Source organism: Vibrio sp. 10N.261.54.E10, from assembly GCF_002877735.2.
GTDB classification, from domain to species: Bacteria; Pseudomonadota; Gammaproteobacteria; order Enterobacterales; family Vibrionaceae; genus Vibrio; species Vibrio crassostreae_C.
The window spans coordinates 1,346,607-1,370,790 of record NZ_MCXE02000002.1 but is presented as its reverse complement, the minus strand read 5'-3'; the positions used below and the strand labels follow the sequence as shown (position 1 = coordinate 1,370,790).

Annotated in this window: 20 protein-coding genes; 12 read left to right on the top strand and 8 right to left on the bottom strand. The window is 41.4% G+C overall.

Annotated features, from left to right (window positions below; translation table 11 throughout):
* Positions 1 to 78 precede the first annotated feature (78 nt).
* On the bottom strand, positions 79 to 351 hold the full coding sequence (locus tag BCU07_RS17370; protein ID WP_102429245.1) for a helix-turn-helix domain-containing protein: 273 nt from the start codon (positions 349 to 351) through the stop codon (positions 79 to 81).
* A 331-nt stretch (positions 352 to 682) separates the two neighbouring features.
* Here BCU07_RS17370 and BCU07_RS17365 point away from each other — a divergent pair, with 331 nt between their 5' ends.
* Positions 683 to 1,504 carry a restriction endonuclease gene (locus BCU07_RS17365; RefSeq protein ID WP_016799990.1) on the top strand — a complete coding sequence of 274 codons (822 nt, stop codon included), beginning with the start codon at positions 683 to 685 and terminating at the stop codon, positions 1,502 to 1,504.
* Positions 1,505 to 1,548: 44 nt separating this feature from the next.
* Entirely contained in the window at positions 1,549 to 1,947 is a 399-nt protein-coding gene (locus tag BCU07_RS17360) for a hypothetical protein (RefSeq protein ID WP_413286175.1), read from the top strand.
* 432 nt (positions 1,948 to 2,379) lie between these two features.
* Here BCU07_RS17360 and BCU07_RS17355 read toward each other — a convergent pair whose 3' ends face one another.
* The 5 genes from BCU07_RS17355 to BCU07_RS17335 form a co-directional block, all read right to left on the bottom strand.
* The gene (locus BCU07_RS17355) at positions 2,380 to 3,108 is read right to left on the bottom strand and encodes a zeta toxin family protein (RefSeq protein ID WP_017091786.1); all 729 of its coding nucleotides are present in this window, start codon (positions 3,106 to 3,108) and stop codon (positions 2,380 to 2,382) included.
* 318 nt (positions 3,109 to 3,426) lie between these two features.
* Positions 3,427 to 4,305 carry a hypothetical protein gene (locus BCU07_RS17350; RefSeq protein WP_102360778.1) on the bottom strand — a complete coding sequence of 293 codons (879 nt, stop codon included), beginning with the start codon at positions 4,303 to 4,305 and terminating at the stop codon, positions 3,427 to 3,429.
* Positions 4,306 to 4,442: 137 nt separating this feature from the next.
* On the bottom strand, positions 4,443 to 5,351 hold the full coding sequence (locus tag BCU07_RS17345) for an AbiJ-NTD4 domain-containing protein (protein WP_102360777.1): 909 nt from the start codon (positions 5,349 to 5,351) through the stop codon (positions 4,443 to 4,445).
* A gap of 27 nt (positions 5,352 to 5,378) precedes the next feature.
* Entirely contained in the window at positions 5,379 to 6,305 is a 927-nt protein-coding gene (locus BCU07_RS17340; protein WP_102360601.1) for a hypothetical protein, read from the bottom strand.
* 61 nt (positions 6,306 to 6,366) lie between these two features.
* On the bottom strand, positions 6,367 to 6,936 hold the full coding sequence (locus BCU07_RS17335; RefSeq protein ID WP_102360602.1) for a hypothetical protein: 570 nt from the start codon (positions 6,934 to 6,936) through the stop codon (positions 6,367 to 6,369).
* 309 nt (positions 6,937 to 7,245) lie between these two features.
* On the opposite strand from BCU07_RS17335, the gene BCU07_RS17330 reads away from it, so the two are divergent.
* The 4 genes from BCU07_RS17330 (at position 7,246) to BCU07_RS17315 (ending at position 9,856) form a co-directional block, all read left to right on the top strand.
* Positions 7,246 to 7,983, top strand: coding sequence for a hypothetical protein (locus BCU07_RS17330; RefSeq protein ID WP_342203004.1), 738 nt, complete (start codon positions 7,246 to 7,248; stop codon positions 7,981 to 7,983).
* An 86-nt stretch (positions 7,984 to 8,069) separates the two neighbouring features.
* Positions 8,070 to 8,522 (top strand): hypothetical protein, encoded by a 453-nt coding sequence (locus tag BCU07_RS17325; RefSeq protein ID WP_016799983.1) that lies wholly within the window; start codon positions 8,070 to 8,072, stop codon positions 8,520 to 8,522.
* A 432-nt stretch (positions 8,523 to 8,954) separates the two neighbouring features.
* Complete coding sequence (locus BCU07_RS17320) at positions 8,955 to 9,398, top strand: antitoxin Xre-like helix-turn-helix domain-containing protein (protein WP_016800265.1); 444 nt, start codon at positions 8,955 to 8,957, stop codon at positions 9,396 to 9,398.
* Positions 9,395 to 9,856, top strand: a complete 462-nt coding sequence (locus BCU07_RS17315) for an RES family NAD+ phosphorylase (protein WP_017093449.1) — start codon at positions 9,395 to 9,397, stop codon at positions 9,854 to 9,856. The genes BCU07_RS17320 and BCU07_RS17315 overlap by 4 nt, the downstream gene beginning before the upstream one ends.
* A 200-nt stretch (positions 9,857 to 10,056) precedes the next feature.
* Here BCU07_RS17315 and BCU07_RS17310 read toward each other — a convergent pair whose 3' ends face one another.
* Positions 10,057 to 10,656 carry a Fic/DOC family protein gene (locus tag BCU07_RS17310; RefSeq protein ID WP_016800263.1) on the bottom strand — a complete coding sequence of 200 codons (600 nt, stop codon included), beginning with the start codon at positions 10,654 to 10,656 and terminating at the stop codon, positions 10,057 to 10,059.
* Positions 10,646 to 10,798, bottom strand: a complete 153-nt coding sequence (locus tag BCU07_RS17305) for a hypothetical protein (protein ID WP_016800262.1) — start codon at positions 10,796 to 10,798, stop codon at positions 10,646 to 10,648. The genes BCU07_RS17310 and BCU07_RS17305 overlap by 11 nt, the downstream gene beginning before the upstream one ends.
* 388 nt (positions 10,799 to 11,186) lie before the next feature.
* Here BCU07_RS17305 and BCU07_RS17300 point away from each other — a divergent pair, with 388 nt between their 5' ends.
* From BCU07_RS17300 to traI, 6 genes are all read left to right on the top strand, one after another.
* The gene (locus BCU07_RS17300) at positions 11,187 to 13,502 is read left to right on the top strand and encodes a hypothetical protein (protein ID WP_102429042.1); all 2,316 of its coding nucleotides are present in this window, start codon (positions 11,187 to 11,189) and stop codon (positions 13,500 to 13,502) included.
* A gap of 573 nt (positions 13,503 to 14,075) precedes the next feature.
* A complete protein-coding gene (locus BCU07_RS17295) occupies positions 14,076 to 14,540 on the top strand; it encodes a hypothetical protein (RefSeq protein WP_102429043.1) in 465 nt (154 codons plus the stop codon).
* 117 nt (positions 14,541 to 14,657) lie between these two features.
* Positions 14,658 to 15,272: a hypothetical protein gene (locus BCU07_RS17290; RefSeq protein WP_102429044.1), complete on the top strand. Its 615-nt coding sequence runs from the start codon at positions 14,658 to 14,660 to the stop codon at positions 15,270 to 15,272.
* Positions 15,273 to 15,364: 92 nt separating this feature from the next.
* On the top strand, positions 15,365 to 15,823 hold the full coding sequence (locus tag BCU07_RS17285) for a hypothetical protein (RefSeq protein ID WP_102429045.1): 459 nt from the start codon (positions 15,365 to 15,367) through the stop codon (positions 15,821 to 15,823).
* A gap of 342 nt (positions 15,824 to 16,165) precedes the next feature.
* Positions 16,166 to 18,205, top strand: coding sequence for a type IV conjugative transfer system coupling protein TraD (traD, locus tag BCU07_RS17280; protein WP_016800260.1), 2,040 nt, complete (start codon positions 16,166 to 16,168; stop codon positions 18,203 to 18,205).
* A 187-nt stretch (positions 18,206 to 18,392) separates the two neighbouring features.
* Positions 18,393 to 24,173, top strand: coding sequence for a conjugative transfer relaxase/helicase TraI (gene traI / locus BCU07_RS17275; RefSeq protein WP_102429046.1), 5,781 nt, complete (start codon positions 18,393 to 18,395; stop codon positions 24,171 to 24,173).
* Positions 24,174 to 24,184: the final 11 nt, after the last annotated feature.

Sequence of the window (24,184 nt, the reverse complement as noted above, 5' to 3'; positions counted from 1 at the left end):
CAAGCTACTGACTTGCCGCGTTTTTCAAGGTAATGATGACTGCGCCCTCTGCTGTGTCCTAATAGGCTTGATATATACCTATAGGCTTTCAACCAATCCAAGTTCATTACTTGTAATCTGGTTTAATTTTTTGCTGAAACTCCCCCTGTTGATCCCTAACATCCTAGTAGCCTTTGATTGATTACCACGCGTATGAGTTATCAACTCAGTAAACAATGTTTTTAGCACCGTAGGAGTAACCCAAGACATATCCGGGCTAGCTGATTTATTATCAAACCATGTTAGCTCCAGTTCTGCTCGGATAAGTTTTTTCAAATGGTCTTTGTTGATTGGGGTTAGTTGGTCATTCATATAAATTGGAGGTTGATAATCGATTTTATCATGTTGGCAAATTTATCATGAAAGTGCCTTAAAATCCGCTCACTCCCAAATTTGATGTCATGCAGGCTTTGGTTTGTAGTCGCTTGGTGGGCACAGTCATCTTGACTTGAGTATGTCGTCTACTCGACAATTATGAGTTAGAAGTGTTCGGATTCCGAACAAGGAATCCGACTTCAAGCGTTGCCTTCCCTGCCCTAGCTCATCAATAGCTATCATCCTGATAAATATCACCTTACAAACTATACCCATCATCTATCGCTTGTGTTTTAATGCATCTAAACGCTTATCGGGTAATCTTCAAATGGCACGAAAACACGATGGAATCATATGGCACTTAATGGACGCTCCATGGTGGTTAAGCGTAGTACTCTCTGCTTGTATTTATTTTGGGCTTTCATACCTATTGCCTAGCTTGGCCGTGGATAGCAATAATTTCATCTTTGAAGCTATTGCTCCAAACTTGCCCTTGATGGCTCCATATTTTACGTTCTTATTTCTTCTCCCCGCACCGATAGCGTTTTTCAAGCAATATCAGAGGAAAAGAAACTATCTCAAGACGAACAATCAGATTAAAATTCAGAGGAATACTTCCCCACTAAATCACCTGACTTGGATCGAATTTGAAAGTTACATCGGAGAATACTTTAAGTCTCAAGGGTATGCGGTCAAACAGTCTTTCGCTCAAAAATCTGATGGCGGTGTTGATATTTGGCTTACAAAAGATAGTGAATTAAGCCTTGTACAATGTAAGCATTGGAAAACTCGCAAAGTGGGTGTGCAAGTTCTAAGGGAAATGTACGGTGTCATGATCGCGAACAATGCCAGTAAGATGATTATCGTAACTTCAGGAGGCTTTACTTCTGAGGCTGTCGCTTTTTCTCTAGATAAGCGTCTGTGGCTAGTCAATGGCAGCGAACTAGTACATATGATTGAAGATGGGCGCAGCTTTCAAAATAAACCATCAATATCGCCCCAAACACACAGGGCAGGCGTCGAATCTATGATTTGCCCTAGTTGCCAATCTAAGCTTGTAATGCGTGTTGCTAAGCAAGGAGCTAAATCTGGTATGTCTTTTTATGGTTGCTCTACGTATCCAAAGTGTCGTTATACTTGCGACTGCTGAGTTTTAATCTATTCGCAATACACGCTTGTTGTAGAAAGTAATCTTTGATATCCCGAAAGTTGCTGCTGGCATCTATTGCTATTTGGCATGGCGAACAACTGATTTATTGCGGTATGTCTAGAAGACAAATCGAAAAGAACAGTCATAAGCCCAAATTTGGTCTAATCACACGTATTCAAAGTCATGCTTCTGGTCACTTAAGTGTTGACCAATTTTTTGGGTACGTTGCGAACTGTTTGGTGATTCCTAGTTTGAAACCATCTGAACCCCCTCGCTTTGCTTCCGGAGACCTCAAGCTCGACTCTCTAACGAAAGAAGACATCCACCAGCCTCTTGAATTTCAATATGTTGTTGTCGATACAAGCGAAGGGGCTTACAAGCAAGAAGACAAAGCTAGGTCTGGCGAGATATTGGGGCAATTACCTCTTTTAAACCCTCTCTAGATAGGTTTTGTCCAGGGAGAGTATGCTAGAGCTGATCACACAAAGGTTGATCAGTTTTAAAAACGTTTTTGGATATAAATGATTTACAACCACTACACTAAACCGTTTCTATCAGATTAGAAAAAGTATCTTGGAGCCTTAAGCGATTGTTATACCTTTGTTTGTTCATACGCTAAAGTTATAGGTGTAAAAAAGCCGATTCAACTGTATTAGTTTGAATCGGCTTAAAAAATTGATGAGCAAGAGCATATTCGATTATGCAACTGCTTTGGCTTTCTCAATTGTTGAGTTTTGAGACTCTGAAGCAGCGACGATCACTCTTTTATAAACTTTTTTCTTTTCACTTGAAGATGTACGCTTCACGAAATTTGACAATGGTGATGAAGCAACCTTCTTACTGCTACAATTAAACATAAAGCCTCCTATCAACCTTTAAATGCCCACAATTTTGTTTACTTCTTCTACAGTATAATTCGGTTTCAGATAAGGTTTCAAGCTACTAACGTTACTATGATAAGTTCTAGTGCTGCCATCATTATCTTTCATCAACAAGTCGACTTGGATCTTTTTACCGAATTTTTCCTTCAACGCCTCTATAACTGTCTGAGAACCAAAGAATTGTTCTACGAAGTGTTCAGGGAGAATTTTTCGACCTTCAACTTTTTCTCTCGCGTTAACAAATTCCCATGCTAGTTCAGGGCGTTGATACACAAATATTATCAGTACATCTCTGTCTTTGTCTAAAGATCTTTGAATGTTTTTTTCCGCTACATGGTAGCTTGATAACGTTCCGTCTAACAAAAAACTCTGACCATTCTTAAAGATATAGTCCATCGAACGTTCAACAAGAATAACAACTGCACGCTGAAATAGGTATGAATTCGAACCATCGTAATCTTCAAATTCAATGCGCAAGTCATCAGGATCTAGGCGAAGAACTTGCACATGACCATCAGAGATGGAAGCAACTAATTCTTTAGATGATTCTGTTTTCCCTGCCCCTGGAGAGCCACTCATAAAAACAGATACAGGAGCCTCTTCTGGAAGGTAGACTGCTTTATCAGTAAGCCTTCTACAAATCTTAGTCCTGTTTTTCTTGGCAAAGATGACTGCCCTGTCCCTGATTGCAAGTTCTTCGTCATTAAGATCCAAGATGACCATCTCAAAATTAATATATTTCGCACATTATACACAATAATTAACGCCTAAAGGCATAACTTGCTCTAACTCAAGTGCATTTCAATACGTATAAAAAATTCATGTGAAATATGGAGTTGAGCACTATGAAAAAGTTCGCCTAACAAAACTAGGAACCAACCATGAGCTAAATTTGGCTAACTTAGGGGCGACAGAATCGCTTGGTGATCACATCAAACTGGTAGGTATCGAAACAAGCTTTTGGACAAAAGCACGTTAGACTAATCACTCTAACGCTCTCTATTCAGATGAGAAAAAGTATCTTGAAGCCATCAACACTTGTTATGTACATAGCTTGTTGATATTTTGAGAAATTTCCATAATTACAGCTTTTAAAACTTGCAGGCAGATTTTAGCTGTATGCTCTCTGGGTGTAAAACCTGACGACATTTGTTGATATGGGTGTATGTAGTTTCGAAAATCCCTCAACGTATGCGAAAACTTATGGGTATCCAGTTGAATCAACTCTAAGTCTTTTGCAACATCAATAAACGCTGCCAATGTCCAATCATGAAACTGTTGTACTTTACCATCGCGGGTTTTCGGCGATGATTTAACGGTATTAAATGCCCTAGGATTACTTGATGCAAGTCCAAGAAATATTCCCTCTAACGAGCTACCCGCGAGTAAAATAGTCGAAAAATATGCTCCAGAATTGTAGGTTTTTTCAATTTCATCTAGTCGTTTGTTTAGCACGTCTGTGACATTAGGATCCAAACCTAAATCAGAGATTGAGAAACCGCTAAACTCTCGGCTCAAGAAATCAGACTCAGACAGGCTGGGCGCATTCGTTTCGTTTTCATGTAATTCTACTTTTTGGAGCTTCTTAAAGGTAATTTCGGCTTCATTTCTGACTACTTGCCATTTATCGAAAGCAATATACTGATTGAAGTCAGCAATATAACCGTCTAGCTCTCCAATACGCCCGATAAAGTTGACTGGATTAAATACGTTTTTGATACAAGTATCGAGGTTGGGTGTACCATTGATAGCCTCTAAGCAATCATCCGTATACTTCCAACGAGAAGGGAAGCCTTGCCCATAAGAATGGTTAAAGCCTAATGCGTTAAAAAACTTAACCAAGTTTGGACCGGAGCGATACTCAGTTTCTTCATTGATAAGATCTCGAAGTTTTTCGCTCGTTTTACTACTGATGATCATTCAATTTCCTCTAGTACATGACGCCGCATTAAATCAAGAACAACGCTTACCACCGAGCCTAACTCTTTGTACCTTAGACACAAAAGCCAATTTAAACTGAGAATGCCAAGCGTTGATAATCTCTCTTAAATGCTTTGTTAACCCAATTTTTTCGCCAATAAGAAAATAAAGCTTGCTAGGCGATGAAAAAGATATTCAATGTGGTCACTATCATTTAATTTAACCTGAGTAACCTCTGAGTGACGAATAAAAAACGAGTTACCAATTGTCGTCAGAGCTGTAGCCTCAGATTCTAGTTGAACTCTGAATTCTTTATCTGATGCACAGGCGTCGAGCAGTTGTGTCATTGATTGTTTTTTACTTTGACTAGGATTGAATACTGTTTTTATACGCTCGAAAGCGTCCCAAAGCTCTTTCAGTGCTTCATAACGTACTTGGACGTCCGCGTTACATATTTTCGTATTTGCTCTTGCAATCAGATCGTCAAGTTCCTGATCAAGCGTCTTGCTTACTTGTCCAGTAACCGAACCTAATGATGGATTGAGCACTCTTGTGATTTGTCCGTCTGCGTGTAATTGATAAGCCACACCATTTCTAGAGAACATGGTGTCAATTTTATCTAAAAATTCAGCTTGCCCGGTTGAGCTGTCAAATGATGTTATGTGGTGATGTCCAAAGAATGGATGAAACTGCCCCAACGTAGGCTTAGATACATTCGCATAGCAAAACTGAACTAAGTCTAGTATGTCTAAGTAGTCAGGAGTGAAAGGGGCTTTTTTAGACATCCAATCATCAGGGTCTTCTTTTTCTGTAATAAATGGATATTCAATTCCCAATATTTCAGCTTTTAAAGCTAACGAGAATCCTTTTTCATCGGTGCCACAGCACCCTTGCCCGTCAGGACAAAGATCTGGAAAGTTTTCTCCGAAATGCCCTGTATCGATTAACTTTTGAATATACGCAGTTAACCCACACCAAACATTGTAAGGAATTTCATTATTTGTTCGAGGCAAAGCGCCTCTTTCAGAATCACTAAAGTACTTCATAATTTCCTAAGTTGGGTTAACGCCCTGTTAGTTGCCTTGCTCACCACAACAGGTTAAACAACAATTATTTATGTGCAACTTAAAACTATCAGTTGGATAGATTACATTGGCAGGGCATTTCTCATCGTTACACGAAATTCTCTCAACCTCAGCATACTCTTGACACAGCCAACAGTGAACTTCCGTGGACTCAGGCGTATTTGGTTCAAGGCATGCATAATCCGCATTTAGCAAACTACCCGATTCTATTGAACTGTCCTGACAATGTGGGCAAAGATAACGCCTTCCGCGTTCTGGCATACCTATTAGCTTTCTAAATTTTCGATTAGAAAGGTACTTTTCAAAAAACTTATAATACTGAAGAAGTTGCATGTCCTCTTCTTCGTCCCGAAGCATTCCATAGAGAGGCTCAGTTAGCATCACTTCTTTCAAGTCTGAAACCCATTTATTACCCCAGATCTCTGTTAAAAAAACCGAAATAGCATGAACAATATCCTTCGGTTCTATTAACTCCCGATGTAATCCGTGAGTAAATTTGTTTCGTCTAATTCTGAGCTGCTCTAACGTATCTAGCGCAGAGCCAGATAAAACGTTGCCTTCTATTTTTTGATACTTACTTGTGAGTTCTTCTAACCCCACTATATAGAGTTCTTCAAAATCAATAGAGTCAGGAGTTGATAAGTGACTACTAGATTCTTCTGTTAAAAGTTCTGTAGGACATTTAAGACACACTTTATATTTAAAATAGTTCTCGATACTCAGAAATAGCATTATTAGAGAGTTACCAAGTATTCCCTGCCTATTTTCCCATTCTTCTTCTAATTCAAATGAATCATCTAGCAGTGAAAGGGGGGCTATTGCCAACTCAGTTTTTAATATATGGTCAATAGCCTGAACCAAATATTGAACACTCAAACTCTTGAACTCACTTGGTTCTGGCAAATTTGTGATCATTTAAAGCTCCTACTGTAGTATCTGAACCTTTGTGGCAACTAACGTCTAGTTATGCATTTGCTTAGTAGAAAAGCAGATATGAAATTAAAGCGAAAAAACTAATAAAAATTAACCAGAAAAAGCTAATTCTAGAGACGTAAAACCATTTAGGAAGAGGCAGTAATCCAATGAACTTGTTAATGCTCCAGAGAATCTCACCATCCCTTACTCTGTTCCATTCTTCTTTTAGCACCTCTTGCATTAAAGTCGCTATTTTTTCTTTCTCCGATTGAAATTTCTTTGCCGCACATTGCATATCTTTGTACGTTTCTGGTACTGATTCCAAGAGCTTCATGAGCTCCTTTGACTTACTCTCATTTTCGTTTAAATGCAGCTTTGCCTGATATACATACTCAATAAGCTCTAGCCTTGCCCAGTAAGCTTCTTCACTGTTTCTATCTGGAATATCTGTCCATTTTTCGGCGAGGCTTAGATATTTTGAGAAAATTTCTCTTACTGAGTTTATCCAATTCTGTCGAAGCCCTGAGGTTAAACTTGCTCTAGACAACAACGCGGTCAAAAACACCCCAATAATTGCACCAGCAACCGTCGCAAGCCCTATAAATAATGTTATTGAATCACTATCTGTCATCTACTCTGTCTCATAAAATGCATAACGCTTTATAGACGGATTTTTTCCGTCTTTCACCTCCGTATATCTTGCTTAAGCCAAATGAGCAATTCAAGCCATATTAATGAGTTATGAGAGTTTGCGTGCATACAACTGGATAAATCGCGTTAAAATGCCGTCTAGTAACCTAAGGTCTTGTCATTAGTAGAATTAGGTCAAAAAGAACCATAGTTAGAATGTTATGAGCAACGGCTCTAAACGACAATGGGGCACAAACGTGCTAGAAAATGCCACGGGTAAAAATTCAGCCTACGAAGGTTCGGGACAAAAATGGACACAGGAAGACCGCGAAACGCTCAGCAGCATGAGCAACAAAGCCAAATGCAAGCCGCTATCGAATCCTACCGCTCTGGTGCCAACCAAACCATCGATGCGAGCAACCGCCTCACGGCCGACGAACGTAATACGGAGATGGGCACTTACGCCACTGGCTTTACGGCGAACTTTAGTGAGACGCAAGGCTTGATAACGTCCACGACACAATCTCAACAAGAGGTCGATACACTCAGTCAAGTCAACAGCCAAGAGCAACGTCATCTGGCCAGCCTGACTGAGAAACTGGAAATACCATTCCAAGGTTTTGTGGAGGAGAAATATAAATCTGAAGTAGGACGAGCAGAACAGATTCTTACCGGTAGTAATGATAAATCACGCCAAGCCCGCGCTGATGAATGGGAAAAATTTAAAACAACCGACACGTTTAAAGATTTTGTGCTCGCCAGCGTCCCCACTCAAGAAGAGCACGAACGTACCTTTAATCCTGAGCCGACCCAATCCGAGTGGCAAACAATGGTGGGCGAACAATACAAAGGTAAGGCTCTAGGCAACACCAGCCAAACGGTGATTGAGCAGCATAAACAACGCGGAGGCACTGAGCGTTATTACACCCCCGACAACCACTCGCAAATCGTGGAGGATACACGTGAACAATTTGAGAGTACCAGTAACCGTGTTGAGCCACCATCAACCTTACAGCCAACACAGAAGGAGGATCAAACCCGCTCTTAACCTATAAATAATGGTTAATTATTGAGTAATTAAAATGAAAAATCGTAACGACCTAGTAAGATACACAGTATTAAATGGAGGGATTAATGATGAAATGGCTCGTATTAGGCTTAGGCACATGTTTCTCTTTTTTGAGCTTAGCCAATAGTCAAATTCCAGAAATCGACCGACTCAGCAGTGGCAACAGCCCTGCAGATATGAGTTACTATGTTGAACATTATCAAAATCCGGGGAGTCCTGAGTATCGAGATTTATTGATTGGTACTCGTGTCGCTGCTAACGCCGTGAACTTTTATACCACCCGTTTAGATACTCGCGGCCAACGCATTGATTATTGCTTGCCAATGAAAGATGCAGCCAATCGCGAAACATTATGGGAATGGAAAACCAAAGATCTGATGACAATTATCGACAACAGACTTGAACACGATCCTCGTTTAAAAAAATACGGCAAAGCAGGCATTGGTGGCAGCATCGCCAGCTATCTAACCGCCGCATTAAAAGAGCAATACCCTTGCCCAGTGCAAAAGCAATTTTAAGCTATTGGTTTACCCTGCCAAAAGTTATCCGTTCTTATCATGCTGTTCGCTGTAAATCCCCGTGATGTATCACGGGGGTAAATTAGACCAAGCTACTGACTGGCTGGCGTTTTTCAAGGTAATGATGGCTACGCCCTCTGCTGTGTCCTAATAGGCTTGATATATATCTATAGGCTTTCAACCAATCCAAGTTCATTATTTGTAATCTGGTTTAATTTTTTGCTGAAACTACCCCTGTTGATCCCCAACATCCTAGCAGCCTCTTGAATTTCAATATGTTGTTGTCGATACAAGCGAAGGGACTTAAAAGCCAGAAGACAAGGCTCTAACTTACTTGTCGCTCTCCAATTTTCCAAGCTATGTACTTGTAAACTTGCCTACCGCAATCATCTGATACATAATGACACTACCATCTGATAAGGAGTTATTGTTATGTCACAAATGCAAGCATTCAAGCCTGTTAAACAGCCAGCTAGCTTTTGGCAGCAAGTAGGTATTCCATCGCGAGGGGTAACCCTTTATGAGTCTGTTCATAAAGGTCTGGATTTTGATGTTTTTGACAAACTAGCCAAGCACTCTAAATTGGAAAAGAAAGAGTTGGCTACCGCTGTTACAATTCCACCAGCCACACTAAACCGCAGATCGAAAGCGGGACGTTTTAACAAAGACGAAAGTGATCGTTTGTACCGTTTTGCTGAGATATTCAACCAAACCATCAACTTGTTTGAAGGTGATATTTTGGCCGCGTGTGAATGGATCAAATCCCCTGTGGTTGGTTTGGGTAATCGCCGCCCTATCGATATGGTTGCCACAACTGCTGAATCAGAGGGTGTGCTAAACCTAATTGGACGATTAGAGCATGGGGTATTTTCTTGATCACTTTGTACCGAATCGTAAAGGAAAAGTGGGAAGAGTCAGCTTTCGATGGCGAAGGCTCCAGACTGTACGGAGGGCGTTGGAATTCTATTGGACGGTCTGCGGTTTATGTTGCGGCGTCAGAGTCACTTGCCATTTTAGAAATCTTGGTTCATCTCAAAAATACCAAAGTACTTGAAAATTATGTCTTGTTTACGTTGGAACTGGATGAAGCCGATGCTTTGGTCCTTGAAAATGACGACTTACCGGACAACTGGAATGAAGAGCCAGCCCCGCTTCAGACAGCCGAAATAGGTGATCAATGGTTATCGAGCTATTCAAGCTTGGCGCTGGCGACCCCATCGGTGATTGTGCCTCGCGAACAAAACTATGTGCTCAACACAAAACATCCAGGTTATCCAAAACTCATCAAAACAGCCAAAAAACACGAAATTTCTTTCGATACGCGGCTTCTATAAATCAGCTATTCCCACTGTAATTGTCCGAGGACATTAAAGTTTGTCAGTTCCAATTTAGTTTGATCTGTTTTTGGCTACATCAAGTTAGACGGCGAAGATAAGTTAAACCACTTTCGCCCCGTTATTTTTCACAGAAAAAAGCGGTTCAACACTCCTCAGCTGAGTTTAGGCGATTAAAACTAATGCAATCGCACAAAAATTCAGTCTTGTTTTTCACTAGATAGAGCTAAACGAAATATTGTAATTAACGGTTCTAAATCGAGTGATACCCCTGCAATATTTGCATCAATCCATTCTTGTTGAGTAATTTTAGGCCACTCGATGGTGTAGCCAAGGACAAATACGAGTTCTTCAAAGAAAAAACGTAAAGTTCGGCCATTACCTTCCCTAAAAGGATGGAACAAATTTAATTCGCAAAATAGACTGGCTAATTCTTGGATAAGATCAGGCAAAGCCAAATTGTCTAACGAAGGGATAATATCAAATAATTTTGAAGCTTCAGCTTCAATCCTAGAAACGGTACAGAATCGAGTGTAGCCTTTAGATATATCCACTTCTCGAACTTGACCTGCCCATTCAAAAATATCTTGGAATAGATGGTGATGTAGACATTTGAGGTGATTGAAGTCTAAATGCTTGATTTCAGAAACATTACTTTTGTATGAAAGGTACCTATAACTCGTAAACTCAACTTCGGCTTTTTCAAGTTCATCCGAGTCAAGTATATTCAATCTGTTAATTAAAACATCAGAATTTGAGTAACAGTATTTGTCCTGATCAGCACCATATTTATCTCGCATACTTGCGTTTTAAATCTTCAATGGTTTGAACGTTCGATTTCTTATTTATCGTCATGCCTTCATAACCCAAACTGGTTTTGAAGTTCTTTAAGCTAGGGGTAAATGTAGCTTTTTGGCGCTTCGGATTTGAGACATTGGCCATATCAATGTTCCTCTTGTTGGTTGCATTAATTGTACATGACTAATCAGCTAATGTCATGAAGTAGCGATTTTCGCAAAGCCAAGTGAGCCGCGCAGCAGCATTCTATTCTAGTAATGTCACTGGCAAAGTTTTATCCAGAGGCTTCATTGGCCTAAAGTTTTACCCGTGGCACTTGTCTCTCAAAGTGCCAGCTAGCTCAGAGCTGCCCCAAAAACGTCACAATCTGAATTTTAACACGTGGCATTTTCTAGCTCGAAAATGCCCCAAAGCGATTTACAAACGGCTTGATATCCTACTTCATTCAAGCGCTATTTGACCTAGTTTTCCTAATGGGTGTAGTCTCTTACCATTACGATTGATTCATTGTAACAAAATTCGGAATTTAGCTATGAAAAAAAGCGCAAAGAAACCAAGAAAAACAAATAAAAGAAATCTTAATAAAAAGAAAAAACCAAGTCATGGTGGGATAAAAAACACGAAGAGTGATAACGATTTTGTAACCTATAATGTTCCTAATCCTTTTCAAGATTTGTCCGATGAGCAAAGAGAAGAATTTCTATCTAAAATGATAGAGAATGCCAAAGAACAAACCTCAGTTCTAATTGATGATATTGTTGAAATATTTAAGAAAGTAGACCCTATATCACTAATTGCAATACTCTCAATGCAAGCTTTAGTTACAGGTGTAACTAAAGAGGGGGATTTAGTTGAAAAAAATGATGGAATACATCAATTTCACATAGAAATATTACAGGCTATATTTCTCAGTATACCAAATGAAGAGCTTGGTTATTTCCCACCCACACCAAATGTAACTGATGAATTAACAGAAAAAATCACTTCATTAGGAAGTCACGCTAATATTAGTAGATTTCCAACATCAATAAATGATACGACTACTGAAGAAAAAGCTATTGAGAGTATTCAGGTATTATTGCGAACCTCAACACAATCAATTCGCAATTGGAGTTATCAGGATAAGATGAAAAATCTAACCAGCGAGCTTTATTCTAAGCTTGAGGTCGATATCAATAATAACTTTGAATTTAAACCAAATGATGTCATATCTCTATTTGAGATGCTGATGAACTCTATTCAAGACAGAATTGATTCATGGTTAGATGTTATACAAGAACTAAGAAAATCAAAAAATAAGAATGAGCTAATTCCTGATTATTGTAAGTTAATGGGTTTTGATAGTGATTATACTTCTTCGATGATGTCAGACAGACAGCTTGACATCCCATCTATGAAAAAAGAAGAAATACTGATGCTAGTATTCGCTCATCACCAATTAAAGTTAAGGGACTGTTATACTTTTAGTATTGAAGAATTATCAACTTTGACCAGTTTGAATAATGAAATTATTCATAAAATAGTCGATGAATTTAGTTTTAACACTTCCTCTTTAACGGGAAATAATAAAGAATTTTTCTTCTTAGATAACCCAGTATGGAGTAAACCAATAATCAGGCATGATGATGCTTTGATTTGTTATATCCCGCAGTTATTTTTTGCTTATTCTCATGATTGTTTTATAAAGCTCACAAAAGGAATAAATAAAGAAAAAGTAAAGCGTACTAAAGCTAAATACTTAGAGGATAAGATTGAAGAAATTATTCTTAGAAGATTTCCAGAGTCACAAACAAAGAGTGGGCTTGAGTGGTCACAAGACGGTAGGGAGTATGAGACTGATTTGGTAACATTTATTGATGGTTTTATGCTTATTATAGAAGCCAAATCTCACAAGGTAAATAAGGCCGCACTTCGTGGTGCTCCTAAAACAGTTAAGCGGCAGTTCGATGAGATGATAATCGAGCCAAATATACAGTCAAAGAGATTAAGGGATAAGATCCTATATCTCAAAGATAATTCAGATATTGAAGATACTCTAAGAGAGCAATTACCAGTTTCATTAGATGATATTAATAATGTTATTAGAATGTCAATTACACTTGAAGATTTTGGGACGATGCAAACAAACATTGATAAGTTCCACAAAACGGATTGGATGCCTAACGACTATGAGCCATGCGTCTCTATGACAGTATCCGATTTTGAATGCATTACAGATATCTTAGAACACCCCATAGAAATAATAAACTATCTTACTAGACGATCTAACTTGTCAAATAGAGTAAATGTCTTGGGAGATGAGTTAGATTACTTAGGGCTTTATTGTAAAGATAGATTGTCATTTAGCAATGAGATGATGGATGAAAGCACAGAAGTAACAATTACGGGGATGTCATCTAAAATTGACCAGTACTTTCAGTTAAAAGAACAGGGTATTGATTGTGTAAAGCCAAGACCTGAGATGATCCCATTTTTTAAAGACATACTGGCACAGATAGAAAGCCGTACATTTAAAGGTTGGACAGATTTAGGCAACTCATTATGTATGCTAAATTTAGATGAGCAAAAAACGTTGCTTCGAATGTATAAAGATCTTGAAAGGAATGTACCTAGAACATTTCATATAGAGACGCATAATAATATGATTATTTATACACCTAATGAGCTATCTGATACATCTATTTGTATTATCGTTTATAAAAATGATAACTCTTCAAAACGTCAAGATTATATTGAACATGCTGTAAATTCTGCGTTGGAAGCTATGCATGTTAATAACGTTATGGTAATAGCTAAAAATATTGATACTGCTAGTGTGTATAACGCTGTAGCTCATTATAAAAGGTAATGCTCTCACCACTGATTTACAAAACGCCTTTTTGCCATGAAAGGCGTTTATTACTCGCTATTTAACGGTATTAGTGTGGATAATTTGCTCGTTTCTATAGCCAGCGCTCGAAAAAGGGCTAATAGATACGGTGATATTTGGGTCACGAACGAGGGATTTATCGAGTTCTTAGGTCTGCGTTACCATCACTGGGTCACGATTGATCATCAAGGCATGTCAATAAATAGGCACTTTGATTTGCAATACTTGTGCTAATTCAATATTTGCTTAATCGAAAACTCATTTCTGTCCAGCAACGAGTCAATGGATCTCGGCTGACTAGGTTGTGCCCCATTCCTTGTTGGTGAAAGCCAAGGATATCAGTCTTACTCCGAGAGTTTTCGTTAGATTTTCTAATGCTCAATGCGAGGCGTGTAGAAATATTCCTCTCAGTCGTTCTCCTCCTCTATCGACTAACGTGTTTTTGATGTTAACCGCTTTAAAACATAAGTTTACGTTGATGTTTCAAGCTGATATTTTGTGTGGATGTCCCACTTTTGGATCAAATAAATTGTTATGTATTTCGGAGGTTAAATGGAGCGACTAACACTTTTGGTAAATCAGTTTCGAGCTGCAATGGAGAATCTAAATCCGTGTGATTTTGATGGGACATCACTTTCTGTTAGTAAGTTTCCTGACGCTTGTTGTGATGATAGCTCGCAGCTACTAGCTGCATATCTGAGTGACAACGGATATTCTAATGCAAAGCTAATTCGTGGTGAAAATGGTGGGTTTAATGAAGAGTTAGGGTCTCACGTTTGGCTCAACTTGGATGGTGTCCACATTGACATTACGAGCGATCAGTTCAACGAATATGGCTATAGGAATCCGCCAATAATAATTGCCGAACACAATGACTTTCTGTCTACTTTCGAGGCTCAAGACAATGGTATTGCCGATTATCGTATCCACTTAAAAAAGTACTCATCTCCGGGATTGGAAAGTGACTTTAAATCCTGTTATGCAACCGTCTTAGAGAGACTATCAGCACGGGGATAACATGAGTATTAACGGAATGTTTCTCGTTAATTTTCTAAGAGATGGTTATTTGGCCATTTCAATCATCTTAAGCATAGTAAACGTGCGGTATGCTAACATTATATATTCGGAGTAGAGATGGCCTTAGGTAAGTTTGATATTGAACAAACTGGTTGGAATGGTAGTTTTCAAAGTGTTTCTGAATTATTTTCAGAACTTATTAACTATCAATTAGCCCCAAATAAACATAGAAAGCCTGAACAGTGTATAGAATTTGAGGCCCTTCTTGAATCCTCTGACACTTTGAGTAAATGGCAAGAGAGTAAGGCTAATAATGTTAAAAATCCTGTATTTAAGTCATTTCAGAAAAAATATAGAACTTTCAATAACAATGATTTCAAAGCATTAGGAATGGAAATACAAGAAAATGGACTGTTTTTGTCAAAAGGACAGATTCTATTTCGTGGAGTTTGCTCGGAAAATAGTAATGACAATTGGGAGCTGCCTGTATCTACAACTTTATCCCCCTATATAGCAACTTATCACGCATTGAAAAATGGATACACCAAGCCCATAAAAATATATGCAATTGAGATTAAGACAGACTCTACAATTAAAGCCGTTGTTGCCCCGTTTGGTGGCAATGTTGAGCTTGGGCATGAGTATGAAGTTTTAGTTGATTTTAAATCTCGACCGAAAGTTAGTGAGGAGATAAAGAAAGGAGTTATCATATTTCAGTTATTAAGTTGTTAAGGATGCCGAGCAACGATCGGCAAGATACAATACCTGCTTTTAGATTTTATTTTGAGCACTGCGTTATAGAGCAATACTAGTATGGAGGTAATTTGAAAGATTCAATTATTATGGACATTAGAAAGATCAGGGCTGCCCTTGAATCGTTTGATAAGTCAGATTTCCATTATAACACTAGCTTTTATCAGTGCTTAAATGGTTTTCCCTCTGGATGTTGCGGTGATACATCGAATCTTTTAGGTCTATTTCTAAAAAATGCTTATGGAAAAGACAGTACGTATATTTCAGGTAAGGGCTTAGGTAATAATCGAGAACAATCCCATGCTTGGTTGGTCTGCGATGGCTACATTATTGATATAACAGCAGACCAATTTAACTCCATTGGTTACAATCTAGACAAGGTGATTGTCTCCACAAGTAGTGATTTCCACGAAAGTTTTTCTAGAATTGATAGACACGAAATAAATTATGATAGCTTAGGTAAAACACCAATATCTGGTGTGTTACATAAAGTTAACGAACGAATTCGAAATCTGACACCTGCGATATAATACATATGAGATACCCTCTAATCGATAGGGAATAACATTTATTAGACTGCCAACGAAACTCATGTTCTCGAACAACAAAGCCGTCTACTTCGCTTTTCCTAAACATAGCTAATCTGAAGTAGGCGATTGTGAATATGACCGCCAACTCACTTCTGTCCAAAAACGTTTTGAAACTGGTCAATCTTAATGCGAGCACCAAACAATTCTGTCGTCCCTTAGCCTTGGCACTCGTAATACACCTCCTTTGTAACCTGTCACCTTATTCCTGATTTCATTCTACCGAACAAAAGCGCCTCACTCAGTGTGGGCGCTTTTTTGTTTTCCTTCACAAGGAGTTTTTCTATGTCTACGACTCGTGGTGGTCAAATCACTTTCCATAACATTCGAATGTGGTGGCAAGTGAACGTAACCACAATCAAGTACCTCAATATCTTCGCGGCCTTGCTCGGGCTTATCACTACTTACCTCCTCACCTCGGCCAGCACATTAACCGGTGCCTACTACTACAGTCTATTTTGGCTATTCAACAAATTAGGTTTTAGCCTAAAGCGCAACGTAGTGGTCGAATGGGAAGATCAACGCTACAGCAGCACCCTTGGCCAACAACTGCAAAACCCCATCTTGTCACAGTGCTACCAAGAATTGCTGCAAGCCCTGTTCATTGGCCTACTGGTCTCTGTGGCCACTTCCACCGTGCTGTTTGTGATTATCAACCACTGGTTTAAGAGAAAAGGGCAAGAGCAAAGCGAAGATAACCACATTCGCGGCTTTCAATTGGCTGAGCCTAAAGCCGTCACCGCAGAGCTGAAAAAGAAGAAAAAACTCTCTCCTTTTGCACTCGATGGTCACAAGCTTTTTGTTGATAGGTTTGAGGTCAAGCACTTAATGATTGACGGCACCACAGGCGCAGGTAAATCCGTTGCGATTCGCAAGTTATTGCGCTGGATACGGGCGCGAGGCGATAAAGCCATCATCTACGATAAAGGCTGCGATTTTGTCAGTAAATTCTATGACCCTCATAAAGACGTGATTTTAAATCCCTTCGATGAGCGTTGCGCTGCATGGGATATTTGGAGTGATGCCAAAGAAGCCCCTGACTTTGAATCGCTCGCGGCCGCGCTTATTCCGCAACACGGCGAAGGCGACCCGTTTTGGGTGGATTCCGCACGAACCATTTTCGCAGCAACCACCTATCAAATGATGATCGATGACAAACACAAATGTACCATTGAAAATTTGCTGCACATTATCTTAACGTCGGAGCTTTCCACGCTAGGTGAACACTTAAAAGACACCGAAGCTAGCTCCCTCGTCTCGAAAAGTATCGAGAAGACAGCTATCTCCATCAAATCGGTACTAGCGACTTACATTAAGTCATTACGTTACTTACATGGTTTGGATGAAAAAGACGCACAAGGCCACCATAAACGGGCGCCATTTTCGATCACAGATTGGGTGCAAGATGAATCCCAGCAAGGATTTTTATTCCTATCGAGTAACGCAAGACAACACACCGCACTCAGACCACTGATCTCGATGTGGCTTGCGATTGCCTCCAACGCCATTCTAGGAATGGAGCCCGATGACGACCGCCGAATTTGGGTGATCATCGATGAAATGCCTACGTTACATAAACTGCCTGAACTCACGCACATTATTTCTGAAGTGCGTAAATTTGGAGGATGTTATTTACTGGGTTTGCAATCTTACGCTCAATTAGAAACCACTTACGGGCGCAACGCGGCGAGAGTCATTTTTGATTTGCTCAACACGCGCTTTTTCTTCCGCGCCCCTTCAAAAGCGATGGCCACCATTTCCTCGGATGATCTTGGTGAGCAAGAAATCGATATCTCACGAGAAAATATTTCTTACGGGGCGAACGCACTGCGTGACGGTGTCTCACTTGGCCACCAAAACAAAACGCGTCCTGTGGTTTCTCCTGCTCAAATCCAAGGTTTGGATGATTTAGAGTGTTACTTACGCACCCCTAACTCCATGCTCATCACTAAGCTGCAACTGAAGTACGACCGCATGAGCAATCTCCAACCCTCCTTCATCAAACGCAACCTACCAGGCGGGAAAGCAATGGAGAGTATCGACCAAGCCTTGATTTTTCATGAGTTAATTGCTTTGCATGAACTCGATGAAACCCAAAGAAACCGATTACTCGCCATTCAGCAAAGTACCTATGAAAACGAAGAAGAGCAGCAGCAAACCAGAACCCATCAAAAACAAACCCTTGCCAAAGCACCGAAAAAGGAAAACCCGACCAATAACGCTGCCCAAAACCAACAGCTCGCTGAAAACACACAAAATGCACTACAGCGAGAAACCGAAGAGGCGTCCATGACACAAGCAGAAACGGGCGAGATGTACGATTAACCACACGAAATGAAACATCAAGGAACATTTAGAGACCGAACACAATCTTACCCTCCCCTGTAAAAACCCTTTACCACCCTTTCATTCACATCAACGCCGTCCGCTAACCCATTCGTACCACACCCAACTCACCGGCATTCCGCTGACGTGGCGGCTTTGCTGCGCCCCAAAAAAAGGAGAACACCTTATGATGTCCATTAGCCCTCTTAAATCCGCCTCTGGCGCCGCCAAGTATTACTTAAACGAAGAAAACACCCAAGAGACCCCTGACATTTCTCTCGAAAAAGACAGCAACGACAACTACTACCTCAAAGAAAACAGTACCAATGAAAACACCTTTTGGCATGGTCAGTTAGCCGAAGAAGCAGGCCTACTCGGTAAACCGGTTGACCAAAAAACGTTAGAGTCCGTTTTATCTGGACACCTAGGCCATGAAACCATCAAAGGCAAACGCGACGATCATAAATCGGGGTTTGACCTAACCTTTTCTGCGCCAAAATCGGTCAGTGTACTTGCTCTCGTCGGGGGTGACACACGTTTAATCGATGCGCATAACACGGCGGTCAAATTCGCGCTCTCGCAATTAGAAAAAGACGTAGCACAAGCCACGCACATCAATGACGAAGGCGCTCGTGAGTTCATCAATACCGAATCCATGGCCTTTGCGGTCGTGCGCCATAAAACCAGTCGTGAAAACGACCCACAACTCCATTCCCACGCTTTGACGGCAAACATGACGCGCGACAAAGAAGGGCAACTGCGTACACTCGCCTCTTCTCTCAAACAAAAAGGCGGCGTCATCAATGGAACAGGCGAGCGCATTTACCACTTCCAAAAGTACTACACCGCTCTTTACCAGAGTCAGCTTGCCAAAGAGAGCGAACAAATGGGTTATCAAATGCAAGGATTGGGTAACGGCCAATTTGAAGCCAAAGGCCTCCCTCAAATCCTCCTTGATACGTTTTCTACTCGCAAACAACAGCTCGACCAACAAGCCTTAGATTTTGGGGGGACGCAAGCGGCAAAAGATGTAGCCGCACTCGATACTCGCAAAGCCAAAACCTACGAAAGTGAGGCCGAGCTCAATACTCGCTGGCAACAAACGGTGTGCAACAAAGGCTATCAGCCCAAAGACTTGGTTAAAAACGCCCTCGGCATCGCTCAACAAGAGCATCACCCTGAACAAATCGCTAAAGACGCGTTTAGTCGCGCCGTTGAACACTTGGGGCAATACAACACGGCACTAAAACTGCAAAAGATCATAGAATTAGCCGCGGCCGAGTTTACCAAGGGCGGCGTACAAGCCAATGCAATCGACCTTAAAGTGGTCGCAGACCAATGGGTGAAAGACGGGGCGCTTCTCCCCCTTTCCATGAAAGGTCAATACACCACTCACACCATGCTGAAAACCGAACAAGCGTTAATGGCGGCCAGCAAAGGGCGTACGCACCATATGCGTACTCCCGTCAATGACGCTACGTTAGATAAACTGACCCTCACTCAAGGCAACTGCCAAAAGGTGGCGGACATTTACCAGTCCACCAAACAGTTTCATGTGGTCAATGTGTTTGGCAACAGTGAGCAAATCGCGCAAAACCTATTGAACGTCGGCAACCATGTCGGTAAACGTGTCCACTTAGTGTCACAAAACGCCAAAGACAAACACCGTCATAGCCAAACCATCCAACGTGAAAGTCATACGGTCGCAGCCTGGGTAAAACACCGGTTTCAAGAAGAGCATCGTCACTCTGTCCATAGTTTGTTGCACTCCGACCTACCAATGACCAACAAAGATGTCCTTCTCGTCGACAGCGCCCACAAAATGAGCGCGAATGAGTTGATCGCTTTAAACGCAAAAGCTAAGGGATCGGGGAGCAAAGTCATCTTGCTGAACAACACGTCCAGTCGCCAAGGTTTTAAAGCCTATAACGCCATCGAGCTTTACCGCAAAGGCAACGTCGTCTCGCACTCTTGGGTAGACAGCAAACAGATAGACAGTAAGGTTGCCTTGCACGACAGTGATACGCGCACCCTCGCCAGAGCTTATACCTACTTATCAAACAAAGAAGACACACAAGTGCTGGCGACTTCTCACGTTGAACAACGACGATTGACGGACGCGATCCGGACCTCTCTACAGAACCAGGGTCAACTTGCCCGCAGCGGCATCACCTTGTTGACTCAGCAACCTCATTATTTGTCTAAACCCCAACAGGAGTTAGCGCAACACTACAAGCCGGGCATGACCCTTCGCCATTGGGAAGACGGAAAACCTCAAGAGTTAGTGGTTTCCACATCGGATAAGACAAACAATCGAGTCCATGTACTCAGCAAAACCGATGGACAAGAATACACCCTCGATCCCGCTTCCACCGGATTCAAAGCCCTCAACATGCAGGTCTTTAAACCTGAATCGTTGCAAGTTAACCAAGGTGAACGCCTCATAACCACCAGTAAGCACTTTCCATCTGGGTTGAACGCCAATGAACGTTACGTGGTCACAGGATTATCTAAAGAAACCCTGACGTTAACGGACACGCAAGGCGAATCGAAAACCATCCCCGCTGAAGCCCTGAAAGACGCACCACTAAAATACGACTATGTGCATTCCGCCAGTCATATCGAACCAAGGCCGCACACTCTTATTTCAGGCAAAACCTTTACGCTCTCCAAAGCGCTCTTCCATGATCTGACCGAGAAAAGCGCGCGCATCGATGTGTTTACCGACAACCCCGATAAAGCCCAGGCCGCGCTTGAGAAAAGCGAAGTGAAGCTTTCTGCCATCGAGCGAGTGATGCACACTCAAAGCGTCAACGACCGCTACCTGACTGACACCACCGCCATCACCGTCAAAAGCGACATCCAGCAAGCCCTCACTCTCTTAAACAAAGAGCAAAATTCACCACTGCAAGAGAAAGCGTTGAACTTTGCCCTGAGTCATCTTTCTGAAAAAGAAGCGGCGTTTACACAAAAAGAGTTAGTCGTCGAAGCGATCCGTTACGCTTTTGAAGAGGCCAATCAACCGATAATCAAAGATCAAATTGAAACAGAGCTCGCCAAGCGCAGTGACACCCTCTCTGCCGAATACAGCGACGGCACACGCTGGACCACCCAAGCGGCGCTCGATACCGAAAAGCACATCTTGCGGAACATTGAGCAAGGGAAAAATCAACACAAGCCGTTTGCCACCCACAGACAAGTCAGAGATTATCTCGATGCACAGCCTCGCCTTACCCAAGGGCAAAAGGACGGCATCACCCTTATCTCAACGACCAAAGACAGTTTTGTGACCGTGCAAGGTTTAGCGGGCACCGGTAAATCCACCCTACTCGAATCCAACATTGAATTGATTCAACACGCTAGCCAAGCCAGTAAACACTCACCTTCACAAATCATAGGTATTGCACCAACGCACGCCGCCGTCAGCGAACTGGAAAGCAAAGGGATACAAGCGCAAACGCTGGAAAGCTTACTGACCGACCTAAGACGTGGCATCACCTTACCAGAGGACTACAAAAACACGCTGTTCTTCCTCGATGAAAGCTCCATGGTCAGCAACCAACAAGCCAAAGAGCTCACCGACCTTGTATTACAAAGCGGCTCCAAAGCCACCTTACTTGGGGATAAAGAGCAGCTGCTTTCTCTTAATGCCGGTAAACCGTTTGAATTGAGCATGAGACAAGGACTCATCGATACGGCTTTTATGACCGACATCATTCGTCAGAAGAATGAAATACTGCTTGGTGCCGTACACAACATTGTGGATAAGCAGCCACACAGCGCCCTCGATAAACTCTCTCAGCAAAGCCCTGATACACTCGGTAGCACGCAACATATTATCTCCACCCTCGATGAGAGTGCGAAAGACCAAAGCAAAGCACAGCTTATTGCCACCGAAAAGCTGCCTTACGCTGTAGCACAGGACTACCTTGCCCGTACGCCCGAAACGCGAGAAAACACGCTTATCATTGCTTACACGAATAATGAGCGTGACCACATCACTGAGCACATTCGTGTCGGACTGATGAAAACACAAGAGATAGGCCAAGAGAACATCATCACCACCCGATTGCGCTCTACAGGTGAGAGCAAAGAAGAGTTAGCCACCATGATGCCTTATCAGAAAGGGCTCATTTTAAGCACCAAGCAAGGAGAGTACGACATCATTACCCACATTGATTCGGAGCACGGAGTGGTGACACTTCAAGACGTGAATACAGGTAAGACAAAACCGTTTTTGCCACGTAACAAAGACCACAAATACACGTCACTCTTCGCTCAATCAGAAAAGCCGCTTTCAACCGGTGATAAAATCATGACCCGCTTTACCGACAAAGCGCGAGGCATTAAAGCCAATGTGGAATACACCATCAGCCGTGCCACCAAGGAAGAAATCACCGCGCTTTCGAAAGAAGGGCAAACGTTAAACCTCAATCCAAACCAACTCAAAGATGGGCATTGGGATTACGCTTACACCAGAACTGCGGACATGGCGCAAGGAGCGACGTATCAGTACGTCATTACCACTCTCAAAGGCAAAGGCGCACTGACGAACTTAAGACGCGCTTACATCGATTTGAGCCGAGCGAGCACTCATGTCAAACTTTTTACCGATAACCCAAAACAGATGATGAAGAGCTGGTTATCAAAAGAGGTCAATAAACACAGTGCCATTGAAACCATCGAAAACATTGCACCACACAGTACCCCTTACTTTAATGACAAAGCTCTGCCTCATGAAGACGTACGTTATCAAAATAGAAACGGAGATTTTGACTACAACCAATTTAAAGAACACATCAACCAAGCGCTCCCTAAATACACCGAAAGCTTAGCCATCAACCTATTAGGACAACCGAACCCATCTAAATCAGACCGTGACTATTTAACCTTTGGTATCGGTAAATCGGCTCTAAAAGTGTCATTAACGGGGGAATATCGAGGGTATTTTAAAGACTATACCACCGGTGAAAAAGGCTCATTAATCAATTTGATGATGAGTCATAAGGAAATAAATTATAAGGAGGCAATGAAAGAAGCCCACAACATCCTTAATGATCCTAATAAATACCAACTCACCGCCAACCCTAAACATGAACAATTACTGACTACTACGCCAAAACACATGGCACAATTTGAAGAGAGAGCGAAAGAATATATACAAACCAGTCAGCCACTCACAGGCACATTAGCCGAAACTTACCTCAATAAATTAGGTATTGAACACCCTAAGAATGACCATGTTCATTTTCATCAAGCAGTGTACTCCTCGGAGGACCAGACATTTCACTCGGCAATGATAACTAACATTCACGATAAAAAAGGAGAAACAAAAGCGATTGAAGTGACTTATTTAGACGGGCAAGGAAATAAAGATCCGGCACTCGACATCAACCCACGGATATTAGGCACGAAATCCAAACAAATAACGCGATTTCATCAAGGCAGTGATTTGCACACCACCATCATCAGTACCTCAATCGAGAATGCTTTTATTATTAATCAAGCGCATCAAGGCCAATACGACATTATCAATGTCAATCATAAGAATGACATTCAGAATATCTCCACCGATGAACTCAGACAGAACATTGTGATTGTACTGAGTCAAGGCAATACTGATTTAAATCCCAACAACGTTGAAAAAATCATGGCCAAATTTTCAGGGAGAAATATTCAGTTTGTTTCACCTGACGATATGCTTGAGGAAATTAAACAGGGTATTGAACAATACCATCAACAAACGCATCAACAAAAAGAGGAATTCGACACCCCCACTCAAGACCATGATTCATTAACCAACAAGCCGGACACTGATATTAATCAACACACCAAAGAAATCAAAGATAAAGAGCTTGAACACTTCGACAGCAAAGAACCCTCCCCTCAAAAAACGTTTGATTTTAATCAGGAGAGTGACAACAACAATGACCAATATAATAAACTAGATAGAGAGTTAGAGCGGTAGAAAAAGGGGTG

What these genes read in the sequence shown, in the direction of transcription:
- BCU07_RS17290 (WP_102429044.1), top strand. Translation starts at nt 14,658, where the DNA reads ATGGCCTTAGGTAAGTTTGATATTGAACAAACTGGTTGGAATGGTAGT.
- BCU07_RS17320 (WP_016800265.1), top strand. Translation starts at nt 8,955, where the DNA reads ATGTCACAAATGCAAGCATTCAAGCCTGTTAAACAGCCAGCTAGCTTT.
- traD (WP_016800260.1), top strand. Translation starts at nt 16,166, where the DNA reads ATGTCTACGACTCGTGGTGGTCAAATCACTTTCCATAACATTCGAATG.
- BCU07_RS17365 (WP_016799990.1), top strand. Translation starts at nt 683, where the DNA reads ATGGCACGAAAACACGATGGAATCATATGGCACTTAATGGACGCTCCA.
- BCU07_RS17370 (WP_102429245.1), bottom strand. Translation starts at nt 351, where the DNA reads ATGAATGACCAACTAACCCCAATCAACAAAGACCATTTGAAAAAACTT.
- BCU07_RS17330 (WP_342203004.1), top strand. Translation starts at nt 7,246, where the DNA reads ATGGACACAGGAAGACCGCGAAACGCTCAGCAGCATGAGCAACAAAGC.
- BCU07_RS17340 (WP_102360601.1), bottom strand. Translation starts at nt 6,305, where the DNA reads ATGATCACAAATTTGCCAGAACCAAGTGAGTTCAAGAGTTTGAGTGTT.
- BCU07_RS17325 (WP_016799983.1), top strand. Translation starts at nt 8,070, where the DNA reads ATGATGAAATGGCTCGTATTAGGCTTAGGCACATGTTTCTCTTTTTTG.
- BCU07_RS17350 (WP_102360778.1), bottom strand. Translation starts at nt 4,305, where the DNA reads ATGATCATCAGTAGTAAAACGAGCGAAAAACTTCGAGATCTTATCAAT.
- BCU07_RS17310 (WP_016800263.1), bottom strand. Translation starts at nt 10,656, where the DNA reads ATGCGAGATAAATATGGTGCTGATCAGGACAAATACTGTTACTCAAAT.
- BCU07_RS17300 (WP_102429042.1), top strand. Translation starts at nt 11,187, where the DNA reads ATGAAAAAAAGCGCAAAGAAACCAAGAAAAACAAATAAAAGAAATCTT.
- BCU07_RS17355 (WP_017091786.1), bottom strand. Translation starts at nt 3,108, where the DNA reads ATGGTCATCTTGGATCTTAATGACGAAGAACTTGCAATCAGGGACAGG.
- BCU07_RS17295 (WP_102429043.1), top strand. Translation starts at nt 14,076, where the DNA reads ATGGAGCGACTAACACTTTTGGTAAATCAGTTTCGAGCTGCAATGGAG.
- BCU07_RS17335 (WP_102360602.1), bottom strand. Translation starts at nt 6,936, where the DNA reads ATGACAGATAGTGATTCAATAACATTATTTATAGGGCTTGCGACGGTT.
- BCU07_RS17345 (WP_102360777.1), bottom strand. Translation starts at nt 5,351, where the DNA reads ATGAAGTACTTTAGTGATTCTGAAAGAGGCGCTTTGCCTCGAACAAAT.
- traI (WP_102429046.1), top strand. Translation starts at nt 18,393, where the DNA reads ATGATGTCCATTAGCCCTCTTAAATCCGCCTCTGGCGCCGCCAAGTAT.
- BCU07_RS17305 (WP_016800262.1), bottom strand. Translation starts at nt 10,798, where the DNA reads ATGGCCAATGTCTCAAATCCGAAGCGCCAAAAAGCTACATTTACCCCT.